Source organism: Flagellimonas flava (genome assembly GCF_900129665.1).
In the GTDB taxonomy this organism is placed as follows: Bacteria; Bacteroidota; Bacteroidia; order Flavobacteriales; family Flavobacteriaceae; genus Flagellimonas; species Flagellimonas flava.
In genome coordinates, this window is sequence record NZ_FQWL01000002.1 from 547,945 (window position 1) to 564,125 (window position 16,181).

The window sequence follows — 16,181 nt, forward strand, 5'->3', positions numbered from 1 at the left end:
GACTGGGGGTTAATTTCCAAAACCGTTATTTTGGTGTTCTATTTACTTTCGATATGATAACCAAAACCATGACCCGATTTCTTCCTATCTTTCTTTTTTCATTTTTATGTCTTTCTATGACAGCCCAGGAACAATTGCCCTATCACGAAATACCGGATTATCCTCAAGATTATGGCCCCGGAAATGTGGCTGCCAGAATGATAGATGGCCTTGGTTTTCGATTTTATTGGGCTTCGGAGGGATTGACCCAAAAAGATTTGGACTATAAGCCTTCAGAAGATGGAAGAACTGTTTTCCAGACCCTGCAGCATATTTATGGTATGTCCGAAATGATCAAGAATGCTCCCTTGGCAAAACCGAATGTCCGCCCTATGGATTTATCCACTCTATCCTATGAAGATCTTCGGAAGGGAACCCTTGAAAACTTAAAGGCAGCGAGTGAATATACAGCGGGTAAAACTGCTGAGGATTTCGAGAATTTCGAGGTTATTTTCCAACGCGATGAAAAACAAACATCCTTCCCGTATTGGAACTTGATCAACGGTATGCTCTCGGATTGCATCTACCATGCAGGACAGATTACTATGATGCGAAGAGCTTCCGGAAACCCCATTAACCCAAATATTAGTGTGTTTAGGGGAACAATCAGAAATAATTAATTATCCATAAATCTGTAACAAAGTCTAGATTTTAAACACCCATAATTAAACAGCAAAGTTATGGGATCGGCAAGTCAACCGATGTTGGTTATAAAGGCAAATAGAGCTTTACTGCGCAAAAGACGTAGTTATAGCGAAATTCGCGATGCCTATAATGGTTATACTGATGATTTAAAACTTCACTTTAAAGAGCTCACGCCTTTTGAACAAAAGAAGATTAGGGACAAAATAATTGCTCAAGCTAGGAGGGATAAAATGCTAGAAATAAGAGCCTATTTCATTTCTCTAGTAATTCTGTGTGTCCTGTTTTTCGGGATTTATTATTTCTTCTTTCTTAGTTGAGACCAGATCGACCAAGGATGTAGTGTTTTCGAAAACCCTATCAATCCAAATATTAGTGTGTTTATGGGGAGGCTAAGGAATTAGTCCCACTTATTTATACGGCCATATTTTATCAACCGCAACCTTATACGTTGGATCTTCCATCACGTTTACCTCAATGATGTCATCCGCGTTTTTGAGAAGGCGTCTACAATCTCTACTTAGGTGTTTCAGGTGGACATGTTTACCCACCTTTTTGTAGCGCTCAGTGATTTTGTTGACGGCCTCAATTGCCGACATATCCACCAATCTGCTTTCTTGAAAATCGATTACCACCTCTTCTGGATCATTTAATACATCAAACTTTTCCGAAAACAAGGTGGTACTTCCAAAGAAAAGCGGTCCATAGATTTCGTAGTGCTTTACACCATGTTCATCCACGTGTTTCCTCGCTCGAATTCGGATAGCATTATCCCATGCAAATACCAAGGCCGAAATGACAACACCAACCAGTACCGCAAGTGCCAAATTATGCAAGAAGACGGTCACTAAGGTAACCAAGACCATCACCAAAACATCGGACTTTGGCATCCTTCTAAAAGTTCTTAGACTCGCCCACTCAAAAGTTCCCAGAGCGACCATGATCATCAATCCAGTCAAAGCTGCCATAGGTACTTTTTCTATAAGGCTGGAACCAAACATGATAAAGGCCAAAAGCATCAATGAGGCTACAATTCCAGATAATCTGGCCCTAGCCCCATTTGAAGTATTGATCAAACTTTGTCCTATCATGGCACAACCGCCCATTCCCGAAAACAAACCAGAGAGAATGTTTGCGGTACCTTGTGCAACAGCTTCCTTGTTACCTCTCCCGCGGGTTTCCGTGATCTCATCCACAATGTTCAGAGTCAACAGACTTTCAATAAGTCCTACACCCGCAACTATGGCCGCATAAGGAAAAATAATTTGTAAAGTTTCCAAGGTAAAGGGTAAATCAGGAACGTGAAAAGGAGGGAAACTCCCTTGAATAGAAGCTATATCGCCAATCGTACGGGTATCCACATCGAAGAAGAAAACAATCCCAAAAACCAATAAGATGGCCACCAAAGACGCTGGAACAACCTTGCTCAATTTTGGTAGTCCCCAAATGATGAGCATGGTTAAAATCACCAACCCAAGAAATATGTAAAGTGTGGCTCCACTTAACCAAGTACCATCTTCCCCTTTAAATTGATCCATTTGGGACAGGAATATGATAATGGCCAAACCGTTTACGAAACCAAATATTACAGGATGGGGAACCAATCGCATCAACTTCCCTAACCGCAGAAAACCAGCCGCAACTTGAAGCAATCCTGCCAAAATAACGGTAGCAAAAATGTATTCCACTCCGTATTGTTTGGCCAAACTCACAATTACCACCGCTACCGCTCCTGTTGCACCAGAAATCATTCCAGGTCTACCTCCCAAAATGGAAGTGACCAAGCCCATAACAAATGCCGCATACAGGCCGGTTAAAGGCGAAAGACCGGCAATAAAAGCAAAGGCGATGGCCTCTGGGACCAAGGCAAGGGCCACCGTAAGGCCCGAAAGTACTTCGGTACGGTAGTTGACTTTTTGGGAAAAATCGAAAAGGTTGAGATACTTTTTCATAGCTCCTGTTTGAAGCCGGCAAAAATAGCACTATTCACCACATGAAGCGAATTCGTACCTACGAATTGATGAAATCTTAGCCCAAGTGATAATAAAATCACTATTTCTGAACATAATGTGCTGATTTCTAAAAAATTCCACCCGTACTTCCACCATCAATTTTAATAGCGGCACTATTGGTCGCTGAAGACAACGGACTGGATAAATACGTAATCGTATGGGCCACCTCATCTACCGTGGCAAAACGTTGTAATAATGAAGAAGTCCGCACCTCTGTAAAAAAATCAGCTTCTACCTCCGCCTTTGTCCGAGCTGTTTTTTCCGCTTCCATTTCTAAAAATCGTTCTGCTCCGTCAGAAAGTGTAGATCCAGGCAAGACAGAATTCACAGTCACTCCGGTTCCTTTGGTCAATTGCGCCAACCCTTTTGAAACAGCCAACATAGCTGTTTTCGTCATACTGTATGCTAACATATCCGGCGGGACCAAGGCCGCACATTCGCTTGAAACAAATACAATTCGACCCCAATTGTTTTCCAACATTTTAGGCAGAAATTCCCTAGAGAGTCGAACCCCGCTCATAACATTGACCTCAAACTGCTGAAACCAATCTTCATCCTGCATTTCAAGGAAGGGTGCCGCCTTATAAATGCCAATGTTGTTGATTAATATATCCACCCTGGGCAAATGATGGATAAGCTCTTGTACCTGGCTTTTGTTTTCGAAGTCTGCTGCGAACCCTTTGAGACTCCCTTCTGGGAACTCGCTTTGCAAGCTATCCAAGGCCTTGTCTACGGACTTATTGGAACGGCCGTTGATAATAACTTTGGCTCCCTCGTTCAACAAAGACTTGGCAATAGCAAAACCTATTCCTGCTGTGGAGCCTGAAATAAATGCCGTTTTCCCTTCTAATTGTAAATCCATAATTATCCTGCTAGTCCCCAGGGACTGAAAACAGCCCATAAAATCAAAACCAAAACAATGAGAACAATGGTAAGTATCATATCTCTACTGCGTCCTTTGGACGGTTTACCCTCCTTCTTCTGAAATGTGACCAACTTCAGTTCCTCATCTGATTTTGGCTGGCCCGTTTTGCTCACCAGAGCTAACACCAAGGCGCAGAAAACAAAAAGGAAAAGTGCAAAATGCAAAAAGTTAATATCCAAGAAAGCGGCAAAAAGTGTTCCCTCGTCCACCATCAAAATACCTTCCTTAACCATGAATTCTGTTACCAGACGGAGTATGCCCAAGAAGAATCCAGACCAAAGTGCAACAATGGCGCCCTTGGCGTTGATCCATTTGTAAAAAAGCCCGAACAAAAACACCGCAGCAATGGGCGGTGAGATATACGCCTGTACGCTTTGCAGGTAGTGAAAGATTCCTCCTCCCATTAAGGTTTTCATGAACGGGATCCAGCCCAAACTTACAATGACCAAAACAACTGTGGCCAATTGCCCAAACCGCACTAAGTTCTTGTCAGAGGCATTGGGTCTATACTGTTTATAAAAATCCATGGTCAACAGCGTGGAACTGGAGTTAAAAGCCGATGAGAGCGAGCTCATAAGGGCCGCTAATAAGCCAGCTATGGCCAATCCTTTTAATCCCATTGGCAAAAAATTCGTAATCATTGCCGGTAAGGCCTGATCGGCATTTTCCAACGCAAAATTGATTTCCCCTTTTTGCATCAGGGCATAAGCGATTACCCCTGGAATAAAAAAGATGAATACCGGCAACAGTTTTAGGTATCCCGCAAAAAGTGCCCCTTTTCTGGCATTGGAAACATCTTTGGCCGATAGGGTCCGTTGAACAATATACTGGTCCGTACACCAATACCAAACACCTAAAATGGGAGCTCCAAACAGCATTCCAGTCCAGGGATATTCGGTATCCGTCATGGGACGCCATAAATTAAAGAACCGTTCTGTGGGTGGATTTCCTTCTGTATTGGCAGCCATATCCAAGGTACTGATCAAACCGTCCCATCCGCCCAATTGGTGAATTCCAAAAAGGGTAACGGCGATGGTCCCTAAAAGCAAGATTACCGCTTGTACCATATCGGTATAAATCACGGCTTTGAGTCCGCCTAGAACTGTATAGAACCCTGTGGCCAGAACTGTGACTATGGCCCCGGTCCAAAAGGGAACCCCAATGGTTTCAAAAACCAGGGCACCAGCAAAGATGATTAAGGATATTTTTGTAATCACATAGGCCAAAATGGAGACTATGGAGAGATAGTTTCGACAGGCACGAGAATATCTTTTTTCTAAAAACTCGGGCATGGTATATACCCCTGTACGGAGGTAAAATGGAACAAAAACCCATCCCAAAAGGATAAGTACCAAAGCGGCCAAAATCTCAAAATTGGCCATGGGCATGTTCGCCCTTGCTCCCGCTCCAGAAACACCCAGAATAATCTCCGAACCGATATTGGATGCAAATAGGGAAGCTCCCACAACCAGCCATCCTTGGTCCTTGCCTGCCAAAAAGTAATCGGCCGCAGCTCCAGAGCCGCCTTTGCCACCGGAAGCCCATTTGGCTATCCATAAAATAATTCCAAAATAAAACAGGATAATGAGAATATCCCAAGTACTGATATTGGTTAACATAGGGGGTTTAATTTGGTTTGGTCAATGCTTAAAGTTACCAGTTTTTTAGACCCAATAACTTTTGCCCAAGGTCGGAAAGCTCGGCGGTTTCATATTTATCCCTTTCCCAGTTCCGAGGATCACCCGGAAAAGCATAACCTTCGGGGGCAACTCTGTTCTGCCAAGAATTGATTCGCCATTGCCTTAATTCCTCATTGTCTTCCTCAGCCGGCATCATGGAAATGTATTGTGCAATGCGGACCTTATCCCCTGATTTATTGGGACGAATTCCATGGGGTTCCGTGCTGTTGAAGATCAATAAATCCCCTGCCTCCATTTTAACCTTTACAATCTTGTCTTCAATTCCATCAAGGGCTGGTTGAAAATGATCACGGTCTTCAGGTTGGGTCAATTTCCAGGTATCATAATTACGATAGAGCCAGGGTATGCATTGGAATCCCCCCATATTTTCGTCCGTTTGGTCGGCCAAGGCCAATACACCCTGAACATTTTGCGGACGTGTTTCAGGGTCATAGTCCCAATGGATAAAGCCCTTCTTCTCAACACCCGGCTGCAAAGGAAAGTTAAGGTTTGCCCTATCTATGGTCACCCATAATTTCTCTGTTCCCCAAACATCAACAAAAGCATCGTACACTCTAGGCATTTGCCTGTTGTTCCATAAATGCTGATGGTTGTACACCTCAACCATTCCAGTGCCTGTAAGTTCCTTCATTTTCATTTCCGCTCTTGGAGGTGCATACCAAGTTTTGGGGTCGTTGGGGTCTTTCTCGTCAAATTCCCACAAAAAATCGGCCGTGGCTTTGGCCTGTTCCCTGGGAATCGCGTTTTTAATAACGATATAGCCATTATGTATCCAAAAGTTCCAGTCTTCTTCTGTCAACACTCTAAGTGGTTTTCCGCTGGACCTATCGTTCAACATCATCTTGCTGCTTGTGGCCGTGGACGGATTCCCTGGAATTTCCTCATGGGCCTTGTTGGCCATTTCCAATTTTACTTCTTTTTCCATGATCTCTGTTTTTTCAACTTCTAAATTCTATGGGATAAAACTAGGCAGCCCAATAGGTGTTCTCAACCTTTATATTGATTAAAATTTGAACTATATTGATTTTTTATACGTAATTTAATATTTTAGAGGGTATTAAAGTGTAAATTGAAGATCCAGTTAGAGACCATAGCGCCCAATACCAAGAGTCCGTTCCGACTTTTGCATCTTCCCAGATTGAACCATTTGTTCTATTGGCATTTTCATCCTGAGTACGAGTTGGTCTATATTGAAGGAGCCAGCGCAACCCGGCATGTGGGTGATAGTATCTCAAGTTTTGAAGGTAGCGATCTGGTCCTTATTGGCTCCAACATCCCACATCTTAACTTTGATTATGGGGTACAAACCGACTACATTAAGGATGTACTACATATAAAACCAGAATTCAAAGACCAGTTTTTAGCCAGTATTCCAGAATTGCTGCCCATTCATGATCTATTTGAAAAATCTAGACATGGTATTGTTTTCACTGGGGAAACCAAAAAAGTAATTGGGGAGCGATTAAAGAAGTTGCACCTTCTTTCCAACTTTGAACTTTTTATGGAGTCCATTTCCATTCTAAAGGAATTGGCCCATAGTAAGGAATATTTTCTACTGCATGAGCGTCCCTTTGTGAATCGTTATCGAAAAAAAGAGCAGGACCGGTTAAGGGGAATACATGAATTTGTGGACAAGAACTACCAGCGAAAAATTGAAATTGCCGAAGTGGCGGAACTTTGCAATCTAGGCAAAGAGGCCTTTTGCAGGTATTTTAAGAAGACTACGGGAAACACCTTCACCAATTTTTTAAACCAGTATCGTATCAGTCAGGCACAGCGACTGTTGCTTATGGGGAAAAATGTGGGGGAAGCTTGTTATGAGTGTGGGTTTGAAAGTCTTTCGTATTTCAATCGCACCTTTAAGAAAGTCAGTGGTGAGAATCCTTCTGAATTTAAAAGACAGTATTTGGTAAACCGAGGAAGGAGGGCCTAAGGCTGGAATGCCCATAAAAAAAGAACCGCCCCAAGCTCAGAACTTGAGGCGATTCTTAACTAAATAACCAACCAAAAAACTTGTTATAGTAGTCGAACACTAATTTCTTTCCTTACTTTTTTCTTTGCCTTGTAACAGACATTATAGAATTTTTAACTTTTGAACGTTTCTTTCCTACCTTGTTACCGGACTTCAAATATTGAATGTAACCCCTACCTTGGAACTCATATACTGTTTCACTGGCCACATGGTACAATTCAATGGTACTATCATCAATAACGTACAATTCAAAATAGTCATTGCCCAGAAAGTCATAATCCAGTGTTAAAGTTTTTAGTGTACCGTCATTGGCCACATCAAAGACTTCGTAATCGCCCTCATAATCCCATTGGAGATTAGGAATTGGTGTTCCGCTACCGTCTACGGATGACCTAAAAAAGGGTCCATTGTTTCCGGAAAGAAACTGCAGATAGTTCTCGTCATCAAACTCGTTTACAGCGCCTATTTCGCTGGTATACGTTTTCTCCCATGCTTGGTATTCTTGCAAGAAGTAATTGATATTGTCATAGAATATCCCATCGTAATCAAAATTGTTGCGCTGATAACCCTGTAGAATGTAGGATGTATTGGAACGTGAATCAAACAATTCAATGGTGCTACTGTTTACAGCATAGACATCCAGAACCCAAGTGCCATCAACATCATGGTCTATTTCCACCGCGCCGAACAAGGTACCATAAGTACCCACATCCAATCCCAATCCACCTGCTGTTTTTCCAATTCCAACTAGATTGTTGTTGGCCCTAAATACCCCACGGTCAAAGGTGACTGTAAAGGCACGTTGCAAAAATGGAACTTCCCCGTTGCCCTTGGTAGCATTGATATCTATATACCATAAATCAAAGGATTCCAAAACCAGGGCGGTATTTACGGGTGATTCTTCAATGAAGTCGTCTTCAATAAGGACTTCTGTGTAACAAGAACTGGCTAACAAGCCTATACTTATAATTGCTAAGAGTAGTTTTCCATTTTTCATACTTTGGGTTTTTGATTCAGTTTGAATGGACCAAGCACCATGCCAAGATTTTAACTAATTGATAATCAGTGTTTAATACCTCATTAAATATATTTTTTAGTTTTGCCCTTAAATCTGGACAATGAAGGAAAATCTTCGTTTTGGTGTTATTGGCGGAGGAAGCTGGGGTACCGCTATTGTAAAAATGCTTTCCGAAAACTTGGACCAACTTTCATGGTACATGCGAAGTGATTCCGCCATCAGACATTTACAAAAGGAAAACCACAATCCCAATTATCTAAGTTCCGTAGAGTTTAATGTTTCCAAACTTCACCTCAGCAACGACATGAATTCAGTAGTTGCTGAATCAGATGTGCTTGTTTTTGCCATTCCCTCTGCTTTTTTGGAGGCAGAACTACAACAATTATCCACCTCATTGAAGGATAAAATCATTTTTTCCGCTATTAAGGGCATTGTACCTGAAAGCGGTTTGATCGTTGGGGAACACTTTCATGATGAGTACCAGATTCCGTTTGAAAATATAGGGGTATTGACTGGTCCCTGCCATGCCGAAGAGGTTGCCCTGGAGCGCTTGTCCTACCTTACCATTGCCTGCGCGGATGCCTCCAAAGCGGAATTGGTGGCAAACACCTTGCAAAGCCATTATATCCGAACTAAAATTTCTGATGACATTATTGGTACGGAGTATGCGGCCATGCTCAAGAACATCTACGCTATTGCCGCGGGGATAGCTCATGGATTGGGCTATGGTGACAATTTCCAAAGTGTGCTCATGAGCAATGCCATTCGGGAGATGAAGCGATTTATAGACAAGGTCTACAAAATGAAGCGCAACATCAATAATTCGGCTTATTTAGGGGACTTATTGGTTACCGGCTATTCCGTTTTTAGTCGAAATAGAATGTTTGGGAACATGATAGGTAAGGGATATACGGTCAAGAGTGCCATGATGGAGATGAACATGGTTGCCGAAGGGTACTACGCTACCAAAAGTGCACATTTGATCAACCAAAACCGGATCAAGAAGACCAAGACTCCGATTATAAACGCAGTATATCAAATACTTTACGAAAACAAGAACCCCAAAAAGGTCTTCCGAAAGCTTACTGAAAAACTGAACTGAATCAGTTCAAGAGAATATCATCAGCAATGCTCTTGCCCCTTGGAATCGTAATATCCTGAATATCAATGCTCAGGGCATCATAGGATTTAATATGTTCCTTATTTACAATATAGGACTTGTGCACCCTTCTAAAATTTTTGGGGAGTTGTTGCAGTGCGCCCTTAATACTTCCGTAGCTGGTAATCTTGGATTTATCCGATAAATGATAGGTGACATAGTTCCCCAATCCTTCCACAAAAAGAATAGTGTCTATGGGAACACGATGTGTTTTTCGATTGGAACGAATCTCCAAAATCTCACTTTCCAAATTTTGGTTCCGCTCATGTTCAACAGCCCAAAGCTGAAAAAGTTTTATGGCCAAAATAAATAGTACGGTGGTATTGATCAGGATAATTACCCGCACCAAGTTCATCACGTTGAACAACCCAGCGGTAGAATCGTTGAGCAACAACTCTTCATAAAAGAGATGGATGAAAACCCGTTGCATGATTCCACCTATAAAAAGCAGAATACCATAACCCAAGAAAAAGCTTGTGAACTTTCTTTTCAACAGGTATTTGGGAAGTAAAAAATAAATGGTCACGTATACCGCGAGAATGCGAATGGGCAGCAACACAAATTCAAGATAAAACGAGGCCAAATAACCTTCTTCCCCAACCCAAATCAATCCAAAAAGAATGTAGTACAGCACCCAAAAAATGGCGTGCGTTGCTATTCTGGAATTAAATAGATAGAAGTTGGTACTGGATTTCATGATGCGCTTCTGAACTCGTCATGCCCGGCATGGATTTGATATAAAAAAACCATGCCTTGGTATAAATTCTCCCTCAGCTAAAAATAGGCAATCTAATTTTAAGAAAATCATAAAACAGCATAGCATGAAACTTAAAAGTAGTATTGTATCAACATTTATTTTTCTTCTCTCCATATTTTCCGTTGAGGCCCAAGAGTTGGGCCGTAGAAGCTCATGGGAAGCTATAATTAGTGGTCCCGCAAACAACACTCCTGGAGCAAAAATCAACTCGATTGAAACGAATAGTCCACTCGACAAGGCGGGGTTTTTGCCAGACGATGTCATCATTGAAGTGGATGGTATTCCCATAACTTCTGATGAAAATTGGACCGAGGCGAGCTATGGTCTTAGGGCTAACAACAAAATTCATATCAAGGCGGTCAGGAATGCCAAATTGATTGAAAAGGAGGTACTTTTCAATCCCTTGGAAAAGGAAACCCATACAGGTTTGGATACCTATTATGAAGAAGTTACCAGCATTTACGGAGTCACCCAACGAACCATCATCACCAAACCAAAAAAAAACGGAAAACAACCAGCCGTTGTCCTCATCGGCGGACTAAGCTGTTCCAGTATTGAAACATACCCTGGAAGACGGGGTAATTGGGTGCAGACCATCAAGGATTTGGTGGAAAAATCGGGTATGGTGGTCATGCGCATCGAAAAACCAGGTGTAGGTGACAGTCAAGGTGATTGCAGTCAATCCGATTTCATTACAGATTTGGAGGGATACCGAGCAGCCCTTCGGAACCTAAAGTCAAAGCCTTATGTTGATCCCGATAAAATCGTGGTTTACGGTTCCAGTATGGGTAGTGCCCTTGCACCATTGCTGGCCAACGAATTTAATTTGGCGGGGGTCATTTCTGATGGTACTTTCTTCAAGACCTGGTACGAACATATGCTGGAAATTGAACGTCGCATACTCCAATTTCAAGGAAATTCAGAATCGGAAATTGTGGAGAAAATGAACAAGTATTACATCCCGTTGTATTACGGAATGCTCATCGAAAAAAAGACCTATCAAGAGGTGGTGGATGCCTATCCGGCCTTGGCTGCCTATAACTACCATTCTCCTGCGCATATGTACGGACGCCCCGTTGCCTATTACCAACAATTACAGGATTTTAATCTTGCCGGACAATGGGAAAAGCTAAAGGTTCCCGTGCGGATTTTACGTGGACAGAACGACTGGATCATGTCCTCTTTTGACAACCACATGATCATGGAAGTGTTGGAACGGAATGGACATCAGGACCATATTTTACATGAGTATCCGGGATTGGATCATTGGAACACCATCCATAAAACACCCAAGGATTCTTTTGAAGGAAATCCTGGAGAATGGGACGAGGGCACCATCAATATCATTGTTGGTTGGGCACAGGACATCGTGGGATTGGATTCCAAATAAAGCTAAAGCTTTTGCATCCTTTAAGGCCGGTCAGGACCTACCATCTTTCCGGCCTTTTAGTTCTTGAATTGCCTTTAGGTATTTTTCAAGTTCCAACCGCACCCTTGGAAACAAAAACAACAGCCCGATCATGTTGGGGAAAACCATCGCCAAAATCATGGCATCGGAGAATTTGATCACGGCATCCAAGGTGATAGCTGCCCCTAGAATAGTGAACATCAAGAAAATTACTTTGTAGACAAGGTCCGACCATTTGCCCCTTCCAAACAAATACTTCCAAGCTTGGAGCCCGTAATAGGACCAGGAAAGTATGGTTGAGAACGCAAATAGAATAACGGCAACCACCAATACATAAGATGACCCGCTTATGGCATTTTCGAACGCCAATGAGGTAAGGTTGATACCCCCCACTCGGGAACCATCCATCATTAGCACCTTATTGTTCAGTACATCGCCGTAGACAAATGTCCCTTCCATATTAAAAAGGATAAGAACTACTGCTGTCATGGTGCATATAAGTACGGTGTCAATAAACGGTTCCAACAAGCCGACCAAACCTTCCGAAGCGGCATATCTCGTTTTCACCGCAGAATGCGCAATTGCCGAAGACCCAGCCCCTGCCTCGTTGGAAAACGCAGCTCTACGAAACCCTTGAATCATCACTCCAATAAAACCACCAGTAACCGTCGCTTTTGGGGAAAAGGCATCCTTAACGATGGCAGCCAATGCGTCATCCACTAAATCTATATTGGAGATAATTATAAAAAGCGCGGCCAAAACGTAGAGCAATGCCATAAATGGAACTGTCTTCTCGGTTACCTTGGCAATTCGTTTTATGCCCCCTATGATCACTATTCCGACCAAAATGGCAATGGCAATTCCAATCAAGGTTCCCGCCGCCTCATGCTGAATTCCAAACTGGCCAATAATTTGGGCAGCAGCCTGATTGGTTTGGAAGGCATTCCCCCCTCCCAGGGAAGCACCTATGCATAAGACTGCAAATATTGCAGCCAATACCTTTCCCAAATTTTTATAGCCTTTACTTTTTAAACCCTTGCTCAAATAGTACATGGGTCCCCCAAACACATTTCCTTTCGCATCAATATCTCGATAGACTACGCCCAAAGTACATTCCACAAATTTGGTGGACATTCCCAATAGACCAGCCAAAATCATCCAAAAGGTAGCCCCGGGACCTCCAATGGAAATGGCTACGGCCACCATGGAAATGTTTCCCAAACCTACCGTACCAGATACTGCGGTTGCCAGAGCTTGAAAGTGATTGACCTCACCATGTTCCCCATCCTCCGAACCCCGATCCAAACTGTCGTAATTACCTCTCACAATTCGGAGTGAAGTTGGAAACAAGCGGACATTTACCCCTTTAAAATAGATAGTAAAAAAAAGCGCACCCAATATGAGCAGGAGCAATACGACAGGTATTTGGGCTCCAAAAATGTTTATGGTTCCCAGAATTAGGGCCTCCCACCATTGTGCGAAGGGCATAAAAGAATCGTTGATTCTTTGATCTAATCCTCCAGTCGATGTGCCCAATATATGAATGGTCGTTTCTGGTAATCTGAGAAATGGAAATTTCATATGGTCTTGGTTTTCAAATTCGGTTGAAATTGAAACAAGACTTTTGAAAAGGAAGAAAAGGTCGGAAAAAACTATGGGGTGTCGGTAAATCTGCCAACCGACAAATTAATCATAAGTGTTTGATTTACAGGAATATGTTTTCTGGAGGTATACTCAATCTAATCTTTCTATCCCTGTTTTCCGACATTTCAAATAGTGTGTTCTTTAGGGGAACCAGGTGTTGTTCCTTGCTCCAATTACCTTCCCCAAAGAGTCCATCCAACAGGGCAACGAGCAATCTTTTGATTTGATTGTAATCCGAGATATCATATTTTTTTCCGGTAACGGAGAAGTTTTTTGGTTTGATTTCCAACCAAGGATTTTCTCCTTTTTTGCACTTTTGGGCAAACTCTAAAAGTAGGGCATTCGACTTTGGGCTCAGCACAATTTTACGTTCCTTGGTTCCCGGAAACCCGTTCAAAACAACGGTAGGAATCCATTTTCCCGAAACGTCCTTTTCTTTTGAAAAAATCAAACTTAGGTTTACAGATTTTGGAATAATGCTTTCTGCTAGTTCCTTGACCCAGCCCAACGCCAAGGCAAAAAAGAGCATGATTAAATTGGCCTTAAAAATTGCTGAGAAAAGCAACTGGTTTTCAAGAAACTGTGAAAGCTTTAGAAACTGTGTCAGTAGCGTAATGGCAATACAGAACAAAGACAGCCATGAGAGGACTTTTAGCCTTCTTTTCGCAAAGGACTCCCATAAAACACCTCCTAAAAAAATAAGGGTGAACACCGCATAATATACATCGGGCTCTTGAACAAACCCATATGCTTTTCCTATAACAAGTTTATGTAAGGTTTGTCCAAAACAGAACAAAAAAGGAATACCAACAATATATCTCCAAAACCCTCCTTTTATTATGGGGACCAACGGGGGGGGTAAATATCTAAACCAAGGAAGGGCCAGTAAAATAAACAGACTATTGAACAGTGAAAAAATGCTGCGCCAACTTTCAAGTTGTAGCAAGCTCTCCGGCATTTTTTCTGAAAAGTAAACTTCAAACAGGCCTGAGAAAGACCAGGCCAAAATGGACAAAGCCAGCCAAACCTGACCAAAATCGTTTTGTTTCTTCCCAATCTGCCACCAAATCGCCATCAATGCCAGAAATGCAAAGAAGCACACAGCAAACTGCCACCAACCGTAAAACGAAAGAAGATTGCCCTCCATAGGAATACTTCAAACTATTTTTCCAAATATAGAGAAATCAAAAAGGTAGGTCAGGTTTGTTCCAGGTCTTGCCTTTTATACCCTATTGATCGAAAAATTGGAATGCGAATCCAGCTCGGATAAAAGTTTTTCCCTGAAGGACTGGATTTCCTCATTTCCATATCCATAGGCTTTTTTGAATTCTTCCAGGACTGGTTCCATGTGCAAGCGAATACTTTCAATATCAAAATACAACCTCCCTGTTCGTCTGATAAAGAAATCCATCGGGTTCATGGCCATTTCGTGCGCTATCGAAAACTGTACCTCCGCCCGGATAAGTTTCACATAAGGATCCTTATTTCGAAGGGCAGCATAGTTTTCCAAGATGGTATCTGTTTGCTTTCCATAAGTGGTCACCAGATACCAAGCATCGTATTCGCTAAAACCATCTGACTGCATTCTATCCTTGACTTCTGCCATGTATTTTTTTACATGTTTGAACTTTTTAAAAGTGCTGCCACAAAGTGGAATTTCGGCCGTTGCGCATTCTTTCGGTTTGTTACCGTAGTCCTCTTCCATTTTTTGGGAGATACGATTTACAGTACGTTCGGCCATTTTCCTATACCCGGTTAACTTGCCGCCTGCTATACTGATCAAGCCCGTGTCCGACGTGAAAATTTCATCCTTTCTGGACAATTCCGAAGCTGACTTACCTTCTTCGTGTATTAAAGGACGAAGTCCTGCCCAAGACGACACAATATCATCCATTTCCAAATGGATGTCTGGAAACATATTATTGACCGCGGAAATCAAATAAATGGCATCCGCCAAATCGGTCTTCACATGATCTTTGTCTAGGTTAAAATTGGTATCCGTAGTACCTACATAGGTAACTTTTCCCCTTGGAATTGCGAAAATCATTCGCCCATCCGGCACATCAAAATAAACCGATTGTTTTACCGGCAATTTTTCCTTTGGAAACACTACATGTACCCCCTTTGTCAAGTGGAGTCGTTTTCCTTTTTTTGACTTATTGATGGTGCGCAATTCATCCACCCAAGGACCAGCAGCGCTCACAACGTATTTTGATTTTACCTGAAAAACTTCTTCCCCTCCTGCTTCATCTTGAAAGGCCACCCCGGCAACCTTGTCGTTCTCGTACAGAAAATCGGTTACCCTGGCATAATTCAGTGCCTCCGCACCGAAGCTAAGACTGGTCTTGATGTTCTCAATGGTCAATCTGGCGTCATCCGTGCGGTATTCTGCATAGTACCCGGCCCCATTGAGGATTTTCTTGGGTAAGAGCGGTTCCAACTTCAAAGCCTGTTTTTTCTCCAGCATTTGTCGTTTGTCCTCTCCGGTAACCTGGGCAAGAATATCGTATACTTTGAGACCAATGGAGGTCAGCCACTTTCCATAGGAACCACCTTCAATAAGGGGCAAGAGCATTTTTTCCGGTAATACGAGATGGGGTGCTAATTTGTGGACAATTGCACGTTCAGAACCCACTTCCTTTACCAGCCAAAAATCGAACTGCTTTAGATAACGCAGGCCGCCATGAATCAGTTTCGTTGATTTACTGCTGGTTCCGGATGCAAAATCCCCCTTTTCCAGCAATAATACCTTAAGGCCTCTTGAAGCGGCGTCCAAGGCAATTCCACCGCCCGTAATTCCACCACCAATTACCACCAAATCATAGGTTTGTTTGGTGATATTCTGAATTCTGTCCTGCCTGTCCAAATTTGAAAATCTCAACTGCTCGCCCATACTTAAACTGCT

The 16,181-nt window shown here is 42.5% G+C and carries 14 protein-coding genes; 5 read left to right on the forward strand and 9 right to left on the reverse strand.

What is annotated here, in order from left to right; translation table 11 throughout:
• Positions 1–116: 116 nt before the first annotated feature.
• Both BUC10_RS08305 and BUC10_RS08310 read left to right on the forward strand, forming a co-directional pair.
• Entirely contained in the window at positions 117–659 is a 543-nt protein-coding gene (locus BUC10_RS08305) for a DinB family protein (protein WP_222843717.1), read from the forward strand.
• 60 nt (positions 660–719) lie between these two features.
• On the forward strand, positions 720–1,001 hold the full coding sequence (locus BUC10_RS08310) for a hypothetical protein (RefSeq protein ID WP_073178285.1): 282 nt from the start codon (positions 720–722) through the stop codon (positions 999–1,001).
• Positions 1,002–1,091: 90 nt separating this feature from the next.
• Here the strand turns inward: BUC10_RS08310 and BUC10_RS08315 are convergent, their stop codons facing one another.
• The 4 genes from BUC10_RS08315 to BUC10_RS08330 all read right to left on the reverse strand — a co-directional run bounded on the left by BUC10_RS08315 (position 1,092) and on the right by BUC10_RS08330 (position 6,243).
• On the reverse strand, positions 1,092–2,633 hold the full coding sequence (locus tag BUC10_RS08315; RefSeq protein ID WP_073178287.1) for a SulP family inorganic anion transporter: 1,542 nt from the start codon (positions 2,631–2,633) through the stop codon (positions 1,092–1,094).
• 127 nt (positions 2,634–2,760) lie between these two features.
• Positions 2,761–3,555 carry an SDR family NAD(P)-dependent oxidoreductase gene (locus BUC10_RS08320; RefSeq protein ID WP_073178290.1) on the reverse strand — a complete coding sequence of 265 codons (795 nt, stop codon included), beginning with the start codon at positions 3,553–3,555 and terminating at the stop codon, positions 2,761–2,763.
• 2 nt (positions 3,556–3,557) lie between these two features.
• On the reverse strand, positions 3,558–5,237 hold the full coding sequence (locus tag BUC10_RS08325; RefSeq protein ID WP_073178292.1) for a sodium:solute symporter: 1,680 nt from the start codon (positions 5,235–5,237) through the stop codon (positions 3,558–3,560).
• A gap of 34 nt (positions 5,238–5,271) precedes the next feature.
• Complete coding sequence (locus tag BUC10_RS08330) at positions 5,272–6,243, reverse strand: phytanoyl-CoA dioxygenase family protein (protein WP_073178294.1); 972 nt, start codon at positions 6,241–6,243, stop codon at positions 5,272–5,274.
• A 144-nt stretch (positions 6,244–6,387) separates the two neighbouring features.
• Here BUC10_RS08330 and BUC10_RS08335 point away from each other — a divergent pair, with 144 nt between their 5' ends.
• On the forward strand, positions 6,388–7,251 hold the full coding sequence (locus tag BUC10_RS08335; RefSeq protein ID WP_073178296.1) for a helix-turn-helix transcriptional regulator: 864 nt from the start codon (positions 6,388–6,390) through the stop codon (positions 7,249–7,251).
• Positions 7,252–7,363: 112 nt separating this feature from the next.
• On the opposite strand, the gene BUC10_RS08340 is transcribed toward BUC10_RS08335, so the two are convergent.
• On the reverse strand, positions 7,364–8,287 hold the full coding sequence (locus BUC10_RS08340; RefSeq protein WP_073178298.1) for a nicotinic acid mononucleotide adenyltransferase: 924 nt from the start codon (positions 8,285–8,287) through the stop codon (positions 7,364–7,366).
• 121 nt (positions 8,288–8,408) lie between these two features.
• Between BUC10_RS08340 and BUC10_RS08345 the strand changes: the two genes are divergently transcribed.
• Positions 8,409–9,410, forward strand: a complete 1,002-nt coding sequence (locus tag BUC10_RS08345) for an NAD(P)H-dependent glycerol-3-phosphate dehydrogenase (protein WP_073178300.1) — start codon at positions 8,409–8,411, stop codon at positions 9,408–9,410.
• 1 nt (position 9,411) lies between these two features.
• Here the strand turns inward: BUC10_RS08345 and BUC10_RS08350 are convergent, their stop codons facing one another.
• Positions 9,412–10,164: a LytR/AlgR family response regulator transcription factor gene (locus BUC10_RS08350; RefSeq protein ID WP_084732591.1), complete on the reverse strand. Its 753-nt coding sequence runs from the start codon at positions 10,162–10,164 to the stop codon at positions 9,412–9,414.
• 124 nt (positions 10,165–10,288) lie between these two features.
• Here BUC10_RS08350 and BUC10_RS08355 point away from each other — a divergent pair, with 124 nt between their 5' ends.
• Complete coding sequence (locus BUC10_RS08355; RefSeq protein WP_073178305.1) at positions 10,289–11,614, forward strand: PDZ domain-containing protein; 1,326 nt, start codon at positions 10,289–10,291, stop codon at positions 11,612–11,614.
• A gap of 30 nt (positions 11,615–11,644) precedes the next feature.
• Here the strand turns inward: BUC10_RS08355 and BUC10_RS08360 are convergent, their stop codons facing one another.
• The 3 genes from BUC10_RS08360 to BUC10_RS08370 form a co-directional block, all read right to left on the reverse strand.
• A complete protein-coding gene (locus BUC10_RS08360) occupies positions 11,645–13,213 on the reverse strand; it encodes an alanine/glycine:cation symporter family protein (RefSeq protein ID WP_073178307.1) in 1,569 nt (522 codons plus the stop codon).
• A 124-nt stretch (positions 13,214–13,337) separates the two neighbouring features.
• Positions 13,338–14,423, reverse strand: a complete 1,086-nt coding sequence (locus BUC10_RS08365; protein WP_073178309.1) for a hypothetical protein — start codon at positions 14,421–14,423, stop codon at positions 13,338–13,340.
• Between the two features lie 75 nt (positions 14,424–14,498).
• Positions 14,499–16,169 carry a glycerol-3-phosphate dehydrogenase/oxidase gene (locus BUC10_RS08370; protein ID WP_073178311.1) on the reverse strand — a complete coding sequence of 557 codons (1,671 nt, stop codon included), beginning with the start codon at positions 16,167–16,169 and terminating at the stop codon, positions 14,499–14,501.
• Positions 16,170–16,181: the final 12 nt, after the last annotated feature.

Bases quoted from the DNA above. Each gene is read 5' to 3' on its own strand.
- BUC10_RS08305 (WP_222843717.1), top strand. From the start codon at position 117: ATGACAGCCCAGGAACAATTGCCCTATCACGAAATACCGGATTATCCT.
- BUC10_RS08310 (WP_073178285.1), top strand. From the start codon at position 720: ATGGGATCGGCAAGTCAACCGATGTTGGTTATAAAGGCAAATAGAGCT.
- BUC10_RS08315 (WP_073178287.1), bottom strand. From the start codon at position 2,633: ATGAAAAAGTATCTCAACCTTTTCGATTTTTCCCAAAAAGTCAACTAC.
- BUC10_RS08320 (WP_073178290.1), bottom strand. From the start codon at position 3,555: ATGGATTTACAATTAGAAGGGAAAACGGCATTTATTTCAGGCTCCACA.
- BUC10_RS08325 (WP_073178292.1), bottom strand. From the start codon at position 5,237: ATGTTAACCAATATCAGTACTTGGGATATTCTCATTATCCTGTTTTAT.
- BUC10_RS08330 (WP_073178294.1), bottom strand. From the start codon at position 6,243: ATGGAAAAAGAAGTAAAATTGGAAATGGCCAACAAGGCCCATGAGGAA.
- BUC10_RS08340 (WP_073178298.1), bottom strand. From the start codon at position 8,287: ATGAAAAATGGAAAACTACTCTTAGCAATTATAAGTATAGGCTTGTTA.
- BUC10_RS08345 (WP_073178300.1), top strand. From the start codon at position 8,409: ATGAAGGAAAATCTTCGTTTTGGTGTTATTGGCGGAGGAAGCTGGGGT.
- BUC10_RS08350 (WP_084732591.1), bottom strand. From the start codon at position 10,164: ATGAAATCCAGTACCAACTTCTATCTATTTAATTCCAGAATAGCAACG.
- BUC10_RS08355 (WP_073178305.1), top strand. From the start codon at position 10,289: ATGAAACTTAAAAGTAGTATTGTATCAACATTTATTTTTCTTCTCTCC.
- BUC10_RS08360 (WP_073178307.1), bottom strand. From the start codon at position 13,213: ATGAAATTTCCATTTCTCAGATTACCAGAAACGACCATTCATATATTG.
- BUC10_RS08365 (WP_073178309.1), bottom strand. From the start codon at position 14,423: ATGGAGGGCAATCTTCTTTCGTTTTACGGTTGGTGGCAGTTTGCTGTG.
- BUC10_RS08370 (WP_073178311.1), bottom strand. From the start codon at position 16,169: ATGGGCGAGCAGTTGAGATTTTCAAATTTGGACAGGCAGGACAGAATT.